The organism is Photorhabdus aballayi (genome assembly GCF_026153155.1).
GTDB classification, from domain to species: Bacteria; Pseudomonadota; Gammaproteobacteria; order Enterobacterales; family Enterobacteriaceae; genus Photorhabdus; species Photorhabdus luminescens.
The window spans coordinates 58,604-75,579 of the sequence record NZ_JAPFCD010000023.1 but is presented as its reverse complement, the minus strand read 5'-3'; the positions used below and the strand labels follow the sequence as shown (position 1 = coordinate 75,579).

Annotated in this window: 13 protein-coding genes; 11 read left to right on the top strand and 2 right to left on the bottom strand. The window is 44.4% G+C overall.

Annotated elements, in window-relative coordinates:
* Window positions 1-280: 280 nt before the first annotated feature.
* The 8 genes from secE (at window position 281) to rpoC (ending at window position 12,471) form a co-directional block, all read left to right on the top strand.
* Complete coding sequence (gene secE, locus OO184_RS13120; protein WP_049585758.1) at window positions 281-664, top strand: preprotein translocase subunit SecE; 384 nt, start codon at window positions 281-283, stop codon at window positions 662-664.
* A gap of 1 nt (window position 665) precedes the next feature.
* A complete protein-coding gene (gene nusG / locus OO184_RS13115) occupies window positions 666-1,211 on the top strand; it encodes a transcription termination/antitermination protein NusG (RefSeq protein ID WP_011144820.1) in 546 nt (181 codons plus the stop codon).
* A gap of 160 nt (window positions 1,212-1,371) precedes the next feature.
* Entirely contained in the window at window positions 1,372-1,800 is a 429-nt protein-coding gene (gene rplK / locus OO184_RS13110; protein WP_036771650.1) for a 50S ribosomal protein L11, read from the top strand.
* Window positions 1,801-1,803: 3 nt separating this feature from the next.
* Window positions 1,804-2,505, top strand: coding sequence for a 50S ribosomal protein L1 (gene rplA, locus OO184_RS13105; protein ID WP_049585757.1), 702 nt, complete (start codon window positions 1,804-1,806; stop codon window positions 2,503-2,505).
* A gap of 307 nt (window positions 2,506-2,812) precedes the next feature.
* Entirely contained in the window at window positions 2,813-3,319 is a 507-nt protein-coding gene (gene rplJ / locus OO184_RS13100; RefSeq protein WP_265379564.1) for a 50S ribosomal protein L10, read from the top strand.
* 63 nt (window positions 3,320-3,382) lie between these two features.
* Complete coding sequence (rplL, locus tag OO184_RS13095) at window positions 3,383-3,748, top strand: 50S ribosomal protein L7/L12 (protein ID WP_049585754.1); 366 nt, start codon at window positions 3,383-3,385, stop codon at window positions 3,746-3,748.
* Between the two features lie 339 nt (window positions 3,749-4,087).
* Complete coding sequence (gene rpoB, locus OO184_RS13090) at window positions 4,088-8,116, top strand: DNA-directed RNA polymerase subunit beta (protein WP_265379563.1); 4,029 nt, start codon at window positions 4,088-4,090, stop codon at window positions 8,114-8,116.
* A 134-nt stretch (window positions 8,117-8,250) separates the two neighbouring features.
* The gene (gene rpoC / locus OO184_RS13085; RefSeq protein WP_265379562.1) at window positions 8,251-12,471 is read left to right on the top strand and encodes a DNA-directed RNA polymerase subunit beta'; all 4,221 of its coding nucleotides are present in this window, start codon (window positions 8,251-8,253) and stop codon (window positions 12,469-12,471) included.
* A 223-nt stretch (window positions 12,472-12,694) separates the two neighbouring features.
* Here rpoC and OO184_RS13080 read toward each other — a convergent pair whose 3' ends face one another.
* Window positions 12,695-13,072: a type II toxin-antitoxin system VapC family toxin gene (locus OO184_RS13080; RefSeq protein WP_265379561.1), complete on the bottom strand. Its 378-nt coding sequence runs from the start codon at window positions 13,070-13,072 to the stop codon at window positions 12,695-12,697.
* Complete coding sequence (locus tag OO184_RS13075; RefSeq protein WP_049585747.1) at window positions 13,072-13,275, bottom strand: type II toxin-antitoxin system VapB family antitoxin; 204 nt, start codon at window positions 13,273-13,275, stop codon at window positions 13,072-13,074. The genes OO184_RS13080 and OO184_RS13075 overlap by 1 nt, the downstream gene beginning before the upstream one ends.
* A gap of 687 nt (window positions 13,276-13,962) precedes the next feature.
* On the opposite strand from OO184_RS13075, the gene OO184_RS13070 reads away from it, so the two are divergent.
* From OO184_RS13070 to OO184_RS13060, 3 genes are read left to right on the top strand one after another with little or no spacing between them, the layout of a single operon-like run.
* Complete coding sequence (locus tag OO184_RS13070; RefSeq protein WP_265379560.1) at window positions 13,963-14,841, top strand: hypothetical protein; 879 nt, start codon at window positions 13,963-13,965, stop codon at window positions 14,839-14,841.
* Between the two features lie 11 nt (window positions 14,842-14,852).
* Complete coding sequence (locus OO184_RS13065; RefSeq protein ID WP_265379559.1) at window positions 14,853-15,509, top strand: hypothetical protein; 657 nt, start codon at window positions 14,853-14,855, stop codon at window positions 15,507-15,509.
* Window positions 15,509-16,669: an aminotransferase class V-fold PLP-dependent enzyme gene (locus OO184_RS13060; protein WP_265379558.1), complete on the top strand. Its 1,161-nt coding sequence runs from the start codon at window positions 15,509-15,511 to the stop codon at window positions 16,667-16,669. The genes OO184_RS13065 and OO184_RS13060 overlap by 1 nt, the downstream gene beginning before the upstream one ends.
* Window positions 16,670-16,976 lie beyond the last annotated feature (307 nt).

Sequence of the window (16,976 nt, the reverse complement as noted above, 5' to 3'; positions counted from 1 at the left end):
GCATAATTTTTTGATGTGATTACACTAAAAGGGCATCAACCGATGCCCTTTTTGTACGTTGTCTTAATAAGAACCTATCTCATCAATAGTTGTTTTTAATTATTGGTGAGATAGGCTCTGATGCAACGAATTGGCTATATCTCTCTCAGATATACAATGTCATACTGAATTATGGCGCCAAGTCAGATACAATCACTCAAATTTTTTGGTTCGGTCTGATTTGTTTTGCTCTTGCGAGGCAAGCTGGCTATCTATTTAAATCATAGTTACAGGTTGGTTTATGAGTGCGAATAGCGATGCTCAAGAAAGCAGGCGTAGTCTTGAGGTAATGAAATGGCTATTAGTGGCAGCCTTATTAACGGTTGCTATCGTTGGAAACTACCTTTATCGGGAGTATAGCCTTCCTCTACGCGCGATGGCAGTTGTTGTTATTGTTGCTCTTGCGGGAGCGGCTGCGCTCTGGACTGCGAAAGGGAAAACCACACTGGCTTTCGCCCGAGAAGCCCGCATTGAAATGCGTAAAGTCATTTGGCCAACTCGCCAGGAAGCGCTGCATACAACTTTGATTGTTGCGGCGGTCACTGCATTGATGTCTTTGATCCTATGGGGTCTTGACGGTATCCTGGTGCGTTTAGTTTCATTTATTACAGGCCTGAGGTTCTAAGATGTCAGATTCCCCAAAAAAACGTTGGTATGTTATACAGGCATTTTCCGGGTTTGAAGGTCGCGTTGCACAATCTTTACGTGAACATATCAAATTGCATGATATGGAAGATTCTTTTGGCGAAGTGATGGTGCCAACAGAGGAAGTTGTTGAGATTCGTAGCGGCCAGCGCCGCAAAAGTGAACGCAAATTTTTCCCTGGGTATGTGCTGGTACAAATGATCATGAACGATGCAACATGGCATCTTGTTCGCAGCGTACCACGCGTCATGGGTTTTATCGGTGGCACATCTGACCGTCCGGCGCCAATCAGTGATAAAGAAGTTGATGCGATTATGAATCGTCTTCAGCAGGTTGGTGATAAACCACGGCCAAAAACATTGTTCGAACCAGGCGAAATGGTTCGTGTCAGCGATGGTCCATTCGCAGACTTCAATGGTGTTGTGGAAGAAGTCGATTACGAGAAGAGCCGCCTGAAAGTTTCAGTTTCTATCTTTGGTCGTGCGACACCCGTTGAGCTGGATTTCAGCCAGGTAGAAAAGGCGTAATTTCCGAGCATATTTTTTGCTGGCTTGCAATAGGTGAGAAATTAACATACAATTTCGCGCCTTTTGTTTTTTAGTAGTCTGGCCTGAATCAGGCGGGGCTGAAATAGCAGGGGAGCCTTTTAAATAAAGGCGATACCACCCATATAGAGGAAAATTATCAATGGCTAAGAAAGTACAAGCCTATGTCAAGTTGCAGGTTGCAGCTGGTATGGCTAACCCAAGCCCTCCAGTAGGTCCTGCTCTGGGTCAGCAGGGTGTTAACATCATGGAATTCTGTAAGGCGTTCAATGCTAAAACTGACAGCATTGAAAAAGGTCTGCCAATTCCTGTTGTGATCACTGTTTATTCTGATCGCTCTTTCACTTTCGTTACTAAAACCCCACCAGCGGCTGTTTTGCTGAAGAAAGCAGCGGGCATTAAATCAGGTTCCGGCAAACCGAACAAAGACAAAGTTGGTAAAGTAACCAGCGCGCAGGTTCGTGAAATTGCTGAAACTAAAGCTGCGGATATGACAGGTGCTAGCGTTGAAGCAATGATGCGTTCAATTGAAGGTACTGCTCGTTCCATGGGCCTGGTAGTGGAGGGTTAATCGATGGCTAAACTGACCAAGCGCATGCGCACAATCCGCGAAAAAGTGGATGCAACTAAGCAGTATGACATTAACGAAGCCGTTGTTCTGCTGAAAGAGCTGGCTACCGCTAAATTTGTAGAAAGCGTTGACGTTGCTGTTAACCTCGGTATCGACGCTCGTAAATCTGACCAGAACGTACGCGGTGCGACGGTATTGCCTCACGGTACTGGCCGTTCCGTTCGCGTAGCTGTATTTACCCAAGGCGCAAATGCAGAAGCTGCTAAAGCAGCGGGCGCTGAACTGGTAGGTATGGAAGATCTGGCTGAACAGGTTAAAAAAGGCGAAATGGACTTTGACGTTGTTATCGCCTCTCCAGATGCAATGCGCGTTGTTGGCCAATTAGGTCAAATCCTGGGTCCACGCGGTCTGATGCCAAACCCTAAAGTAGGTACTGTAACTCCTAACGTTGCTGAAGCTGTACAGAATGCTAAAGCGGGTCAGGTTCGTTACCGTAACGATAAAAACGGTATTATCCACACCACCATTGGTAAAGTTGACTTTGATGCTGACAAACTGAAAGAAAACCTGGAAGCTTTGCTGGTTGCGCTGAAAAAAGCCAAACCATCTTCTGCTAAGGGTGTTTACATTAAGAAAGTTAGCCTGTCCACTACTATGGGCGCAGGTGTTGCGATTGACCAGTCAGGTCTAAGCGCTTCAGCTTAATTTTAGCTGAATGTGATTATCGCTTTACCTTGGCGTCAGATTTGTCTAAAATTTGGCGCCTTGTATTTGGCTAGTAAGTTTTTTATTAGCTAAATAAAAAATTTTCGGTTGGAGCTTGGCCTAATCCAAGCCCCGTCCAAGACCGCAGGTGTAAGTAATTACTTAATATCCCTGCGTAGACGGTGACAGAGCCAAATGACATTCATTTCTGGATTCTGCTCACCGTGTTTTAGAGCTCAGGCACTTTTAGTGTTATGAGCGATGTGAGTTCCGGGTTTTTCCCGGTTAATCCAGGAGCAAGAAGCTAATGGCATTAAATCTTCAAGACAAACAAGCGATTGTTGCTGAAGTTAGCGAAGTAGCCAAAGGCGCGCTGTCTGCGGTTGTTGCGGATTCCCGCGGCGTTGCCGTAGATAAAATGACTGAACTGCGTAAAGCAGGTCGCGAAGCTGGCGTTTACATCCGTGTTGTGCGTAACACACTGATCCGCCGTGCTGTTGAAGGTACTGCTTATGAGTGCCTGAAAGAAGCGTTTGTTGGTCCAACCTTGATTGCTTTCTCTAACGAACATCCGGGCGCCGCTGCTCGTCTGTTCAAAGAGTTCGCGAAAGCGAATCCAGCATTCGAGATTAAAGCAGCAGCCTTTGAAGGTGAGTTCATTCCTGCGGCCAATATTGACCGTCTGGCAACACTCCCAACTTACGAAGAAGCAATCGCACGCCTGATGTCAACCATGAAAGAAGCCGTTGCAGGCAAACTGGTTCGTACTCTGGCTGCGTTACGCGAGTTACGCGAGCAGAAAGAAGTAGCTTAATTGTCGATTTCCTTCGTTGCTTTTTAACGTATAAATTATTTCTGAATTTTAGGAACACTTGTTATGTCTATCAATAAAGAACAAATTCTGGATGCAGTTGCAGGCATGTCCGTTATGGACGTTGTTGAACTGATCACTGCAATGGAAGAGAAATTCGGCGTTTCTGCTGCGGCAGCGGTAGCTGTTGTTGCTGGCGCGGCTGAAGCTGTTGAAGAAAAAACCGAGTTTGACGTTGTTCTGTCCGCTATTGGCGGCAACAAAGTTGCTGTTATCAAAGCAGTACGTGGCGCAACTGGCCTGGGTCTGAAAGAAGCGAAAGATCTGGTTGAAAGCGCTCCAGCTGTACTGAAAGAAGGCATCAGCAAAGATGACGCTGAAGCACTGAAAAAATCTCTGGAAGAAGCAGGTGCTTCTGTTGAGGTTAAGTAAGTTCAGTTTTAAGTTAGCAGCCTGACTTTAAAGGCTGATGGCTGGTGATTTTTTAATCACCAGCCTTTTTGCGCTGTAGGGCATTAGCAGCATTTCCACTGTTTGGCTGTTAATTAACCCCTAAATACTTTTTCCTATTGACGACTTAATATACTGCGTTCTCAGCTACGATCCACTCGGGTAGCTCGGTAGTAAGGTAACGCAATGAAATGATTTAAGAGTAATAGTAATAAGTATTACGGAAAATAATTCAATTTTCTGTTCGAAAAAACAGTGTCGTAAAGAGCTGTCCTTTAGGGCGGGCAGAGTGGGTCACTGATCAGCGAGCTGAGGAACCCTATGGTTTACTCCTATACCGAGAAAAAACGTATTCGTAAGGATTTTGGTAAGCGTCCCCAAGTGTTGGACGTACCTTATCTCCTTTCTATCCAACTTGACTCGTTCCAGAAGTTTATCGAGCAAGATCCAGAAGGCCAGAATGGTTTAGAAGCGGCATTCCGTTCTGTATTCCCAATTCAGAGCTATAGCGGCAGTTCGGAGCTGCAATACGTTAGCTACCGTCTTGGTGAGCCAGTGTTTGATGTTAAAGAGTGCCAGATTCGTGGTGTAACTTATTCGGCGCCTCTGCGCGTTAAGTTGCGTCTGGTTATCTATGAACGTGAAGCACCGGAAGGCACAGTCAAAGACATCAAAGAGCAAGAAGTCTACATGGGTGAAATTCCGCTCATGACTGACAACGGTACCTTTGTTATCAATGGTACTGAGCGGGTTATTGTCTCCCAGTTACATCGTAGTCCTGGCGTATTCTTTGACAGCGATAAGGGTAAAACTCACTCATCTGGTAAGGTGCTGTATAACGCACGTATCATTCCTTACCGTGGTTCTTGGTTAGATTTCGAATTCGATCCAAAAGACAATCTGTTTGTACGTATTGACCGCCGTCGTAAATTGCCGGCAACCATTATTCTGCGTGCAATGGATTACAGTACTGAAGAGATTTTGAACCTGTTCTTCAGTAAAACGATTTTCGAAATTCGTGACAACAGACTGCAAATGACGCTGGTGCCAGAACGTTTGCGCGGTGAAACCGCTTCTTTTGATATTGAAGCAAACGGCAAGGTTTATGTTGAAAAAGGCCGTCGTATTACCGCACGTCATATCCGCCAGTTAGAAAAAGACGAAGTGAACCGTATTGAGGTTCCTGTTGAATACATTGCGGGTAAAGTTGTTGCAAGAGACTACATTGATGTCAATACAGGTGAAATTATCTGTGCTGCTAACATGGAGCTCTCTTTAGATCTGCTGGCGCGTTTGAGCCAGGCGGGTCACAAATCTATCGAAACACTGTTCACCAACGATTTAGATCACGGTGCGTATATTTCTGAGACACTCCGTGTTGATCCAACCAATGACCGTTTGGGCGCTTTGGTTGAAATTTATCGCATGATGCGTCCTGGTGAGCCGCCAACCCGTGAAGCGGCAGAAAATCTGTTTGAAAATCTGTTCTTCTCAGAAGATCGTTATGATCTTTCTGCGGTTGGTCGTATGAAATTCAACCGTTCATTGAGCCGGGAAGAAGTTGAAGGCTCCGGTATTCTGAGTAAAAATGACATCATTGATGTCATGAAGAAACTCATTGATATCCGTAATGGTAAAGGCGAAGTTGACGATATCGACCACTTAGGCAACCGTCGTATCCGTTCTGTCGGCGAGATGGCGGAAAACCAGTTCCGTGTAGGTCTGGTACGTGTTGAGCGTGCAGTTAAAGAGCGTCTGTCTCTGGGGGATCTGGATACATTGATGCCTCAGGACATGATCAACGCTAAGCCGATTTCAGCCGCAGTGAAAGAATTCTTTGGTTCCAGCCAACTATCTCAGTTCATGGACCAAAACAACCCGCTTTCTGAAATCACTCACAAACGTCGTATCTCTGCGTTAGGTCCAGGTGGTTTGACTCGTGAACGCGCTGGCTTCGAAGTGCGTGACGTACACCCAACCCACTATGGTCGTGTATGTCCAATCGAAACCCCGGAAGGTCCGAACATCGGTCTGATTAACTCATTGTCTGTTTATGCGCAGACTAACGAGTATGGTTTCCTTGAAACCCCATATCGTCTGGTTCGTGATGGCGTTGTTACTGATGAAATTCATTATCTGTCTGCGATTGAAGAAGGTAACTTCGTTATCGCACAGGCGAACACCGTATTAGATGATGAAGGCCATTTCGTTGAAGATCTGATAACTTGCCGTAGCTATGGTGAATCCAGCTTATTTAACCGCGAACAGGTTGAATATATGGACGTTTCCACTCAGCAGGTAGTTTCCGTTGGTGCTTCCCTGATCCCATTCTTGGAACACGATGACGCAAACCGCGCATTGATGGGTGCGAACATGCAACGTCAGGCTGTACCTACTCTGCGAGCTGATAAGCCGTTGGTTGGTACAGGTATGGAACGTGCAGTAGCGGTTGACTCAGGTGTAACTTCTGTTGCTAAACGTGGTGGTGTGGTTCAGTACGTTGATGCATCTCGTATCGTGATCAAAGTAAACGAAGATGAGATGTATTCGGGTGAAGCAGGTATTGATATTTATAACCTGACTAAATATACCCGTTCGAACCAGAACACTTGTATTAACCAGATGCCGTGTGTCTCTCTGGGTGAGCCGGTGGAACGCGGCGACGTACTGGCTGATGGCCCATCCACTGACTTGGGTGAACTGGCGCTCGGCCAGAACATGCGCGTAGCGTTCATGCCGTGGAATGGTTATAACTTCGAGGACTCCATCTTAGTTTCTGAGCGTGTCGTCCAGGAAGATCGTTTTACAACCATTCATATCCAGGAACTGGCTTGCGTATCTCGTGATACCAAATTAGGGCCAGAAGAGATCACTGCTGATATCCCTAACGTAGGTGAGGCCGCACTCTCCAAACTGGATGAATCCGGTATTGTTTATATTGGCGCAGAAGTGACAGGCGGTGACATTCTGGTTGGTAAAGTGACGCCTAAAGGTGAAACTCAGCTAACGCCGGAAGAAAAATTGCTGCGTGCTATTTTCGGTGAGAAAGCGTCTGATGTTAAAGACTCTTCTCTGCGCGTACCAAATGGCGTATCCGGTACGGTTATCGACGTACAAGTATTTACCCGCGATGGCGTAGAAAAAGATAAACGTGCTTTAGAAATCGAAGAGATGCAGTTGCGTCAGGCTAAGAAAGACCTGACAGAAGAGTTGCAAATCTTTGAAGCTGGCCTGTTTGCACGTATCCGTTCTGTTTTGATTGCTGGCGGCATCGAAGCTGAGAAGCTGGATAAACTGCCACGTGAGCGTTGGTTAGAACTGGGTCTGGCTGATGAAGAGAAACAGAATCAGTTGGAGCAGTTGGCTGAACAGTATGACGAACTCAAAGCTGAGTTCGAGAAAAAGCTGGATGCTAAACGCCGTAAGATCACTCAGGGTGATGATTTGGCGCCGGGTGTTCTGAAAATCGTCAAAGTTTATCTGGCGGTTAAACGTCAGATTCAGCCTGGTGATAAGATGGCGGGTCGCCACGGTAACAAGGGTGTTATCTCCAAGATCAACCCGATCGAAGATATGCCTTACGATGAAAACGGCACTCCGGTAGACATCGTACTGAACCCACTGGGCGTACCATCACGTATGAACATCGGTCAGATCTTGGAAACGCATTTGGGTATGGCGGCGAAAGGTATTGGCGACAAGATCAATGCGATGCTGAAACAGCAGCAGGAAGTTGCCAAACTGCGTGAATTTATCCAGAAAGCTTATGACCTGGGTGATGAAACCCGTCAGAAAGTTGATCTGAGCGCTTTCTCCGATGAAGAAGTTATGCGTTTGGCAGAAAACCTGAAAAAAGGTATGCCAATTGCGACACCTGTGTTTGATGGTGCGAAAGAGAAAGAAATTAAAGAGCTGCTGAAACTGGGTGATTTGCCGACTTCTGGTCAAATTACCCTGTTTGATGGTCGTACTGGTGAGCAATTTGAACGTCAGGTTACCGTTGGCTACATGTATATGCTGAAGCTGAACCACCTGGTGGATGACAAAATGCACGCCCGTTCAACCGGTTCGTACAGTCTGGTTACTCAGCAACCGTTGGGTGGTAAGGCGCAGTTCGGTGGTCAACGCTTCGGTGAGATGGAAGTGTGGGCATTGGAAGCATACGGTGCCGCGTACACCTTGCAGGAAATGCTCACCGTCAAGTCCGACGATGTTAACGGCCGTACCAAGATGTATAAAAACATCGTGGATGGCAACCACCAGATGGAGCCAGGTATGCCGGAATCCTTCAACGTATTGTTGAAAGAGATCCGCTCTCTGGGTATCAACATCGAGCTGGAAGACGAATAAATCGTATTCCCGCTGGTACTGCCCTGAATAAATGGATATGACGGGCAGTTTACCAGCCAGTGGTTGCACTGGTCATAGGGGAGAGCGGCATGGGCTGCTCTCCTGACAGGTCTAACTCCGACAGGAGCCATTTCGTGAAAGACTTATTGAAGTTTCTGAAAGCGCAAACTAAGACCGAAGAGTTTGATGCGATCAAAATAGCTCTGGCCTCGCCAGATATGATCCGTTCGTGGTCATTCGGTGAAGTAAAAAAGCCGGAAACTATTAATTACCGCACGTTCAAACCTGAGCGTGACGGCCTTTTCTGCGCCCGTATTTTCGGACCAGTAAAGGACTATGAGTGCTTGTGTGGTAAATATAAGCGCTTGAAACACCGTGGTGTAATTTGTGAGAAGTGTGGTGTAGAAGTTACCCAAACTAAAGTTCGTCGTGAGCGTATGGGTCACATTGAACTGGCCTCTCCAACTGCACACATTTGGTTCTTGAAATCATTGCCATCTCGCATCGGTTTGTTGCTGGATATGCCATTGCGTGATATTGAACGTGTACTGTACTTCGAATCCTATGTGGTGGTAGAAGGCGGTATGACCAGCTTGGAACGCAGTCAGATCCTGACAGAAGAGCAATACTTGGATGCGCTGGAAGAGTTTGGTGATGAATTCGATGCGAAGATGGGCGCGGAAGCTATCCAGTCTTTGCTGAAAAATCTTGATCTGGAAAATGAGTGTGAAACGCTGCGTGAAGAGTTGAATGAAACTAACTCTGAAACTAAACGTAAGAAGCTGACCAAGCGTATTAAACTGTTGGAAGCCTTTATTCAGTCTGGCAACAAGCCAGAATGGATGGTTCTGACGGTTCTGCCAGTTCTGCCGCCGGATTTACGTCCATTGGTTCCACTGGATGGTGGCCGTTTTGCCACTTCGGATCTAAACGATCTCTATCGTCGTGTGATTAACCGTAACAACCGCTTGAAGCGCCTGTTAGATCTGGCTGCGCCAGATATCATCGTTCGTAACGAAAAACGTATGTTGCAGGAAGCGGTTGATGCGTTGCTGGATAACGGTCGTCGCGGTCGTGCCATTACCGGTTCTAACAAACGCCCACTGAAATCCTTGGCTGATATGATCAAGGGTAAACAAGGTCGTTTCCGTCAGAACTTGTTGGGTAAACGTGTTGACTATTCCGGTCGTTCTGTAATCACTGTAGGTCCTTACCTGCGCCTGCATCAGTGTGGTCTGCCTAAGAAGATGGCGCTGGAACTGTTTAAGCCATTCATCTACGGCAAGCTGGAACTGCGTGGTTTAGCGACTACGATTAAAGCCGCTAAAAAGATGGTTGAGCGTGAAGAGGCGGTGGTATGGGATATTCTGGATGAAGTTATTCGTGAACACCCGGTTCTGCTGAACCGTGCGCCGACACTTCACCGTTTGGGTATTCAGGCATTCGAACCGGTTCTGATCGAAGGTAAAGCGATTCAGTTGCACCCATTGGTGTGTGCGGCATATAACGCCGACTTCGACGGTGACCAAATGGCTGTTCACGTACCGCTGACACTGGAAGCCCAGTTAGAAGCGCGTGCGTTGATGATGTCTACTAACAACATCTTGTCTCCAGCGAGTGGTGAGCCAATCATCGTTCCATCTCAGGACGTTGTTTTGGGTCTGTACTACATGACCCGTGACTGTGTTAACGCCAAAGGCGAAGGCATGGTGCTGACTGGCCCTAAAGAAGCAGAACGCGTATACCGCGCAGGTCTGGCTTCTCTGCATGCCCGCGTTAAAGTGCGTATCACTGAAGAAGTGAAAGACGGTGAAGGCAATATCACGACTAACACGGGTCTGGTTGATACGACTATCGGCCGTGCAATCCTGTGGATGATCGTACCGAGAGGCCTGCCTTACTCACTGGTTAACCAACCATTGGGTAAAAAAGCTATCTCCAGAATGCTGAACACCTGTTACCGCGTGATGGGCCTGAAACCAACGGTTATTTTCGCTGACCAGATCATGTATACCGGCTTTGCCTACGCTGCACGCTCAGGCGCATCTGTTGGTATCGATGACATGGTTATCCCAGAGAAAAAAGCGGGCATCATTGCGGAAGCCGAAGCGGAAGTTGCTGAAATTCAGGAACAGTTCCAGTCTGGTCTGGTGACAGCCGGTGAACGTTATAACAAAGTTATCGATATCTGGGCTGCGGCAAACGAACGAGTTGCTAAGGCAATGATGGAAAACTTGTCTACCGAAACGGTCACTAACCGTGATGGTGAGGAAGAACAGCAAGTTTCCTTCAACAGCATCTTTATGATGGCTGACTCCGGTGCGCGTGGTTCTGCCGCTCAGATCCGTCAGTTGGCGGGTATGCGTGGCTTGATGGCTAAGCCGGACGGCTCCATCATCGAAACCCCAATTACTGCGAACTTCCGTGAAGGTTTGAACGTACTCCAGTACTTCATCTCAACCCACGGTGCTCGTAAAGGTTTGGCGGATACCGCACTGAAAACGGCGAACTCTGGTTACCTGACTCGTCGTCTGGTTGACGTGGCGCAAGACTTGGTTGTTACAGAAGATGACTGTGGTACGCACGACGGTATTCTGATGACGCCGGTTATTGAAGGTGGTGATGTTAAAGAACCACTGCGTGAGCGTGTATTGGGTCGTGTGACGGCGGAAGATGTTCTGAAACCGGGTACTGCTGACATTCTGGTGCCACGTAACACCTTGTTGAATGAGAAATGGTGTGATCTGTTAGAAGAAAGCTCCGTTGACAGCATTAAAGTACGTTCCGTTGTAAGTTGTGAAACTGACTTCGGTGTTTGTGCGAACTGCTATGGTCGTGACCTTGCTCGCGGACACATTATCAATAAAGGTGAGGCTGTCGGCGTTATAGCTGCTCAGTCTATCGGTGAGCCGGGTACACAGTTGACGATGCGTACATTCCACATTGGTGGTGCGGCGTCTCGTGCAGCAGCAGAATCCAGCATTCAGGTGCGTAATAAAGGTAGCCTGAAACTGTTTAACGCTAAATCCGTGACGAACTCCGCAGGCAAACTGGTCATTACTTCTCGTAACACCGAACTGTGTTTGATCGACGAATTTGGTCGTACTAAAGAAAGCTATAAAGTGCCTTACGGTGCAGTACTGGGTAAAGGTGATGGCGAAACAGTTAACGGCGGTGAAACCGTTGCTAACTGGGATCCGCACACCATGCCAGTTGTCAGTGAAGTATCGGGTATCATCCGTTTTGCTGACATGGTCGATGGTCAGACCATTACCCGTCAGACTGACGAATTAACAGGTTTATCTTCATTGGTTGTTCTGGATAGCGCAGAGCGTACCGGTAGTGGTAAAGACCTGCGTCCGGCACTGAAAATCGTTGATGCCAAGGGTGACGATGTATTGATTCCAGGTACTGATATGCCTGCGCAATATTTCCTGCCGGGCAAAGCGATTGTTCAGTTAGACGATGGCGTAAGCATCTCTGCGGGTGATACCTTAGCGCGTATTCCTCAAGAATCCGGCGGTACGAAAGATATTACCGGTGGTCTGCCGCGTGTTGCTGACTTGTTCGAAGCACGTCGTCCGAAAGAGCCTGCTATCCTGGCTGAAGTCAGCGGTATTGTCTCCTTTGGTAAAGAAACCAAGGGCAAACGCCGTTTGGTTATCTCCCCATTAGATGGTGGTGATGCTTACGAAGAGATGATACCTAAATGGCGTCAGCTCAACGTGTTCGAGGGTGAAGTGGTTGAACGTGGCGACGTGATCTCTGATGGTCCAGAGTCGCCACACGACATCTTGCGCCTGCGTGGTGTTCATGCGGTTACCCGTTACATCACCAACGAAGTTCAGGAAGTTTACCGTCTGCAAGGGGTTAAGATTAACGATAAACACATTGAGGTTATCGTTCGTCAGATGCTGCGTAAAGCAACCATTGAAAGTGCAGGCAGTTCCGAGTTCCTGGAAGGCGAACAGGTTGAATATGCCCGCGTTAAAGTGGCAAACCGTAAGTTGGAGCAAGAAGGTAAAGTGGCTGCAACTTATGGCCGTGACCTGTTGGGTATCACCAAAGCGTCTCTGGCAACTGAATCCTTCATCTCTGCGGCATCGTTCCAGGAAACGACCCGCGTACTGACTGAGGCTGCGGTTGCGGGTAAACGTGATGAACTGCGTGGTTTGAAAGAAAACGTCATCGTTGGTCGTCTGATACCTGCTGGTACCGGTTATGCTTACCATCAGGAGCGCATACGTCGCCGTCATTTGAACGAGCCTGCTGAGGCTCCGCAAGTGAGTGTCGATGAAGCTACTGCGAACTTGGCAGAACTGTTGAATGCCGGTTTTGGCGGCGATAAGAAGTAATTCTTAGAACACGCTAGCTAATTAAATGCCCTCTTTTTTGGAGGGCATTTCAGATTATTGATAACGTAACAATTTTTTACTTGGTGTTCCGTTTTAATCAAGTTCTGTTCACAAAAGCATCGGCGGCATCATTTTTTCCAGCTTTACCCGCCAGACGATAGGGAGAAACAAAGTTACTCTTCAAACCCCAAATCCCGCTGAAAAAATGATTATAAGTTTCCGGTCAATGAGTCGGCTGATAACTCACATTAAGACGTTTAGCCAATCTCTCAAGTCGCTTATCCAATGTCCAAAGTCTTGCTCTTGGCGTTATTAAGGTTGATGCCAGCAACGTAATATCAATAAAACCACATCCAAGCCCGTACAGTTTTTCGTTTTCAATAAACACCATCACTTCGGCAATACTGGCCTGATGGCTTGGTGGTAAGAGACCTAGATCACCAAGTGTTCGCAGTCTTGGAGCCGGAGGGGTACCACATGCTATCTCTGCCAATACCATTGGATGTATCAGAACCAGATTCCGGCTCAGCAACTGAATCAACCCGTCATTCCGGTTTTTGAAATGGTCAACCCAGACGGATGTATCAACCAAAATAGTCATTATGCGGATGGCTCCTCGCGGCGGCGGGGAATCGTCTGCATTTCAGGCGATGTACCGCCGAGCGAAGCGAGCCGCTTTGCAGCCTGCACCTGAACAAATGTTTTCATTGCTTCCCGGAAAATATCAGCTTTGTCCATGCTAGGATCGGCCATTTCCAGCGCCTGTGCATACAGCACATCATCAATCGTGACAGTAGTTCGCATTTGATTACCTCATTGATTCAGATATTGATGCGATATTGCATCAATATCTGAATCAATGCAAGAGTATAAAATCTATGGTCACCCTCGTTTTTGCAACACTCATTTTGATGAATTTTAGGCTTGCTTAAATCTATCCGGCGTCACTATAGGCAAGGATGCCCGCGCCCCTCGGAATATATACCCGTCATTTTTCAAGTTGCCTCTTTGTTGGCTGTACTCACTCACCCCGGTCACATCGTTCTCTATGCTCCCGGGGATTCGTTCCCTTGCCGTCGCGATGCATCTTGAAATCCATTGGGTATACACTGATGATTAAGTATTCTATGAGTTTGGTATCGGCGAAATCACTTTGGCTATGTAAGGGATATTATTCGGTATGCAGAAATAGCTCATCGTATTTAATTCAAGGGTCTGGTCAATATAATTATTTTATTTAAAGTCCCATCACATAGAATTTATGAAAGATTATTCTTTTAGATCACCTATTTTTATCTGTGTTCTTGCATGATTAGAGAAGACTTCAATTTGATTTTTCAGGATAAATAATCGCAGTTTTTTCTCCTGTTGGATCTTTAAATTATGATGCAGGTCATAAAATACAATATTTCATGATTCACATACTCTTAAATAAATATAAACTAAAAATGATCAGCAATTGTCGCCAATATAAAATAGCGGGACAAAATAATGGAGAATGGCGTAAACCTAGTCTATGAAGATATAACAGAAGAGAATTATATCCTAATAAATAATTTTTATAAGCGTGATATAGGTAGCTTGGATTATTTTATTTGGAAAAACATGAAAGAAAAGAAATATAATCTTTCTAGTGAGATAAAAGCATTTCTGTATAAAAGAAACGATATATACTTGTCAATTGTTATAACAAGAAAGTGTGAATTTAGTCTTAAACATAGACGAGTATCCATTAATATGCTTAGCGATTTTGGCATAGATAAAAGTGTAAAATCACGAAATTTGATAATAGAAAGTGTCAAACAAACACATCGTAATGATGTAGATGCGACGGTTTGTTACTCAGATGAAAGAAAAATAAAATGTTATGCAAGGATTTTCGAAAAATACATATGTAGCAGAGCGGATATTTTTGATTTTACAGAAATAGTAGTAGAAGGATGTACTAAAATCGATGTAGATCTAAGTGATTTTAATGAAGTAGATAATATTAATAAAGTCAATTTTTTCGGCAGGGAAGTAAATAACGATTGGATCGCTTACTCACAGCAGTGTCCTCGCTACAGGGATATTAAACTGTTAACGGTTGGGAAAGAATTAGCGATATTAGGTTTTGATGATGCCACAGTGGAAGTGATAGGTTTATCCAATACCACTCCCGGTACAATTATATCTGTGATTGATTCTTGTCTTGCTATTAGGCAAAAATGCAGAATAATCTTACCGAATCCTATTTATTCTGAACTACAAAGTAGACTTAATAAACATAGTGTTATAAATAAATTTAGCATGATGATTGCCTGGCATACCGAAGAAGATTTTAATTTGTGTCATGAAAATATATTTATCAGTAGAATCGACAAGCGATAAAGGAGTTTAAAATGGGATGTATTTTTTGTCACCCAGAGTCTTCCTTTGAAAAGGATAAAATACTTTTACAAGGAAAATATTTCTATGCCTTTGTACCTAAAGGCCAGATAATTGAGGGCTATATCATCATTGCCACCAATAAATGTGAAACTGATTTGGAGGGATATCGCTGCTTTGCAGAAATATACGATGAAGAAGCAATAAAAGAGCTAAAACAGTTTAAGAATATAATAAATGATTTTTATCGCGAATATTACAATATAAGCAATCCTCTTTGCTATGAAAATGGACGGGCCGGTGGTTGTATCATCATGGACCCGAATCAAAAATATTGTTACCATGCACACTTATGTTGTTTCCCTACCGAGATTGATCTTCATAATAAATTAAAAGATCAATTTAAAATGCATACCATAGACTCATTGGATGAACTTAAGATATTCGGTGAAGCTGGCCCCTATATTTACGTTGAAGATAGTGGTAATAAATATGTTTTTACGATAGGTGAATCAGATTTCATTGAGAGAGGAATGATCAGAACAGTATTGGCAAATAGTTTAAATGTGCCGGAAAGGTCGGATTGGAGAGATAGTGAAGGAATAAAGGAGATGGATGAGGCTGCTAAAAAATTCAAATTATATATTAGTCACCATATGGAGATTGCATAATGTTATATGCAGATGTAGCTTCTACTTCATGGCCAAAGTCACAAGAAGTGAAAGACATAATAAATATGTATTTAGACACTCTTGGGGTAACTCCAGGGCGATCTTTATCACAACAATCTAAAAAGGTGACTGAACTTGTTGAAGAGTGCCGACACGAATTCATTGAGCAAACAAAATTAAAGGGTCATGGGACAGTAATTTTTAACTCAGGAGCAACGTATTCACTCAACGAATGTATAAAAGGTATACTTAAGCCGGATGATAATGTCATTACGACCCATTTAGAACATAATTCGGTGCTTAGACCGATAAACCACTTGAAAGATATTGGGGTAAGTAGTCAATTGATCGATGTGACAGATGGTGAAATTGATATGTCGCATTTGGAGTTTTTATTAAAGAATAAGAAAACTAAGTTATTGGTGGTTCATAGTTGCTCCAATACTATTGGTACATTTTGCAATATAGATGAGATAGGAAAACTGGCACATTTATACGGTGCGATGGTTTTAGTTGATAGTTCACAATCTTTTGGCTCACAAATAATTGATTTATCGAAAGGTAATATTGATTACCTTGTTTTTAGCGGGCACAAAAGCTTAGGAGGAGTATCAGGTATTGGCGGGTATTTTATTCTTGATAATGGATTTTCTCATAATGAATTAGTTCAGGGCGGGACAGGTGTATTATCAAGATTAACAACGCAACCAACTGGAATACCATACAAATATGAATCAGGTACACAAAACACTATTGGCATACTTTCATTGCTAGCGTCCATAAGGCGTTTAAAAAAAATTGGGATAGAGAATATTCAAAATCAATTACAAACTTTGCGTACAAATCTTATAGATGAGCTATCTCAGTTAAAGAAGGTAAAATTAATTTGTAAACATAAAGTCGGGTTACCAACAATTCTTTTTACAGTGGAAGGTTATCATCCCGGAGAAGTCTCTTATATACTAGAAAACAAATACAATATTATTACCCGTCCTGGATTGCAATGTGCACCATTAGCTCATAAAAAATTTGGAACTTATCCTGATGGCGCTGTTCGGGTTAGCCTTGATATGTCGCATACAATGGAAGATATTTTGAGAATAAAATCTGCTTTAGTGAAAATTACTGAGGAAAATTATAAAGATAATACTGATAATTAATGAGAATGGTTCAGGAAATTTGGGAGATTTAGTAATAAGCTGAGCTGTGAGTAAACATTTATAGTTCATGATTTTAATGTTAAAAAAACAATAAATTACCGTTAATAAATGGTTTGGCGATCACTAGGGAAATTAATTTTATATTTATTTAAACAGAATGAAAATATATCATTAATTACCATTGGTAAATAATATAATAATGAAGGTTAATATACCCTATGGATTTCAAGATGCATCGCGACGGCAAGGGAGCGAATCCCCAGGAGCATAGCTAACTATGTGACTGGGGTGAGTGAGTGCAGCCAAC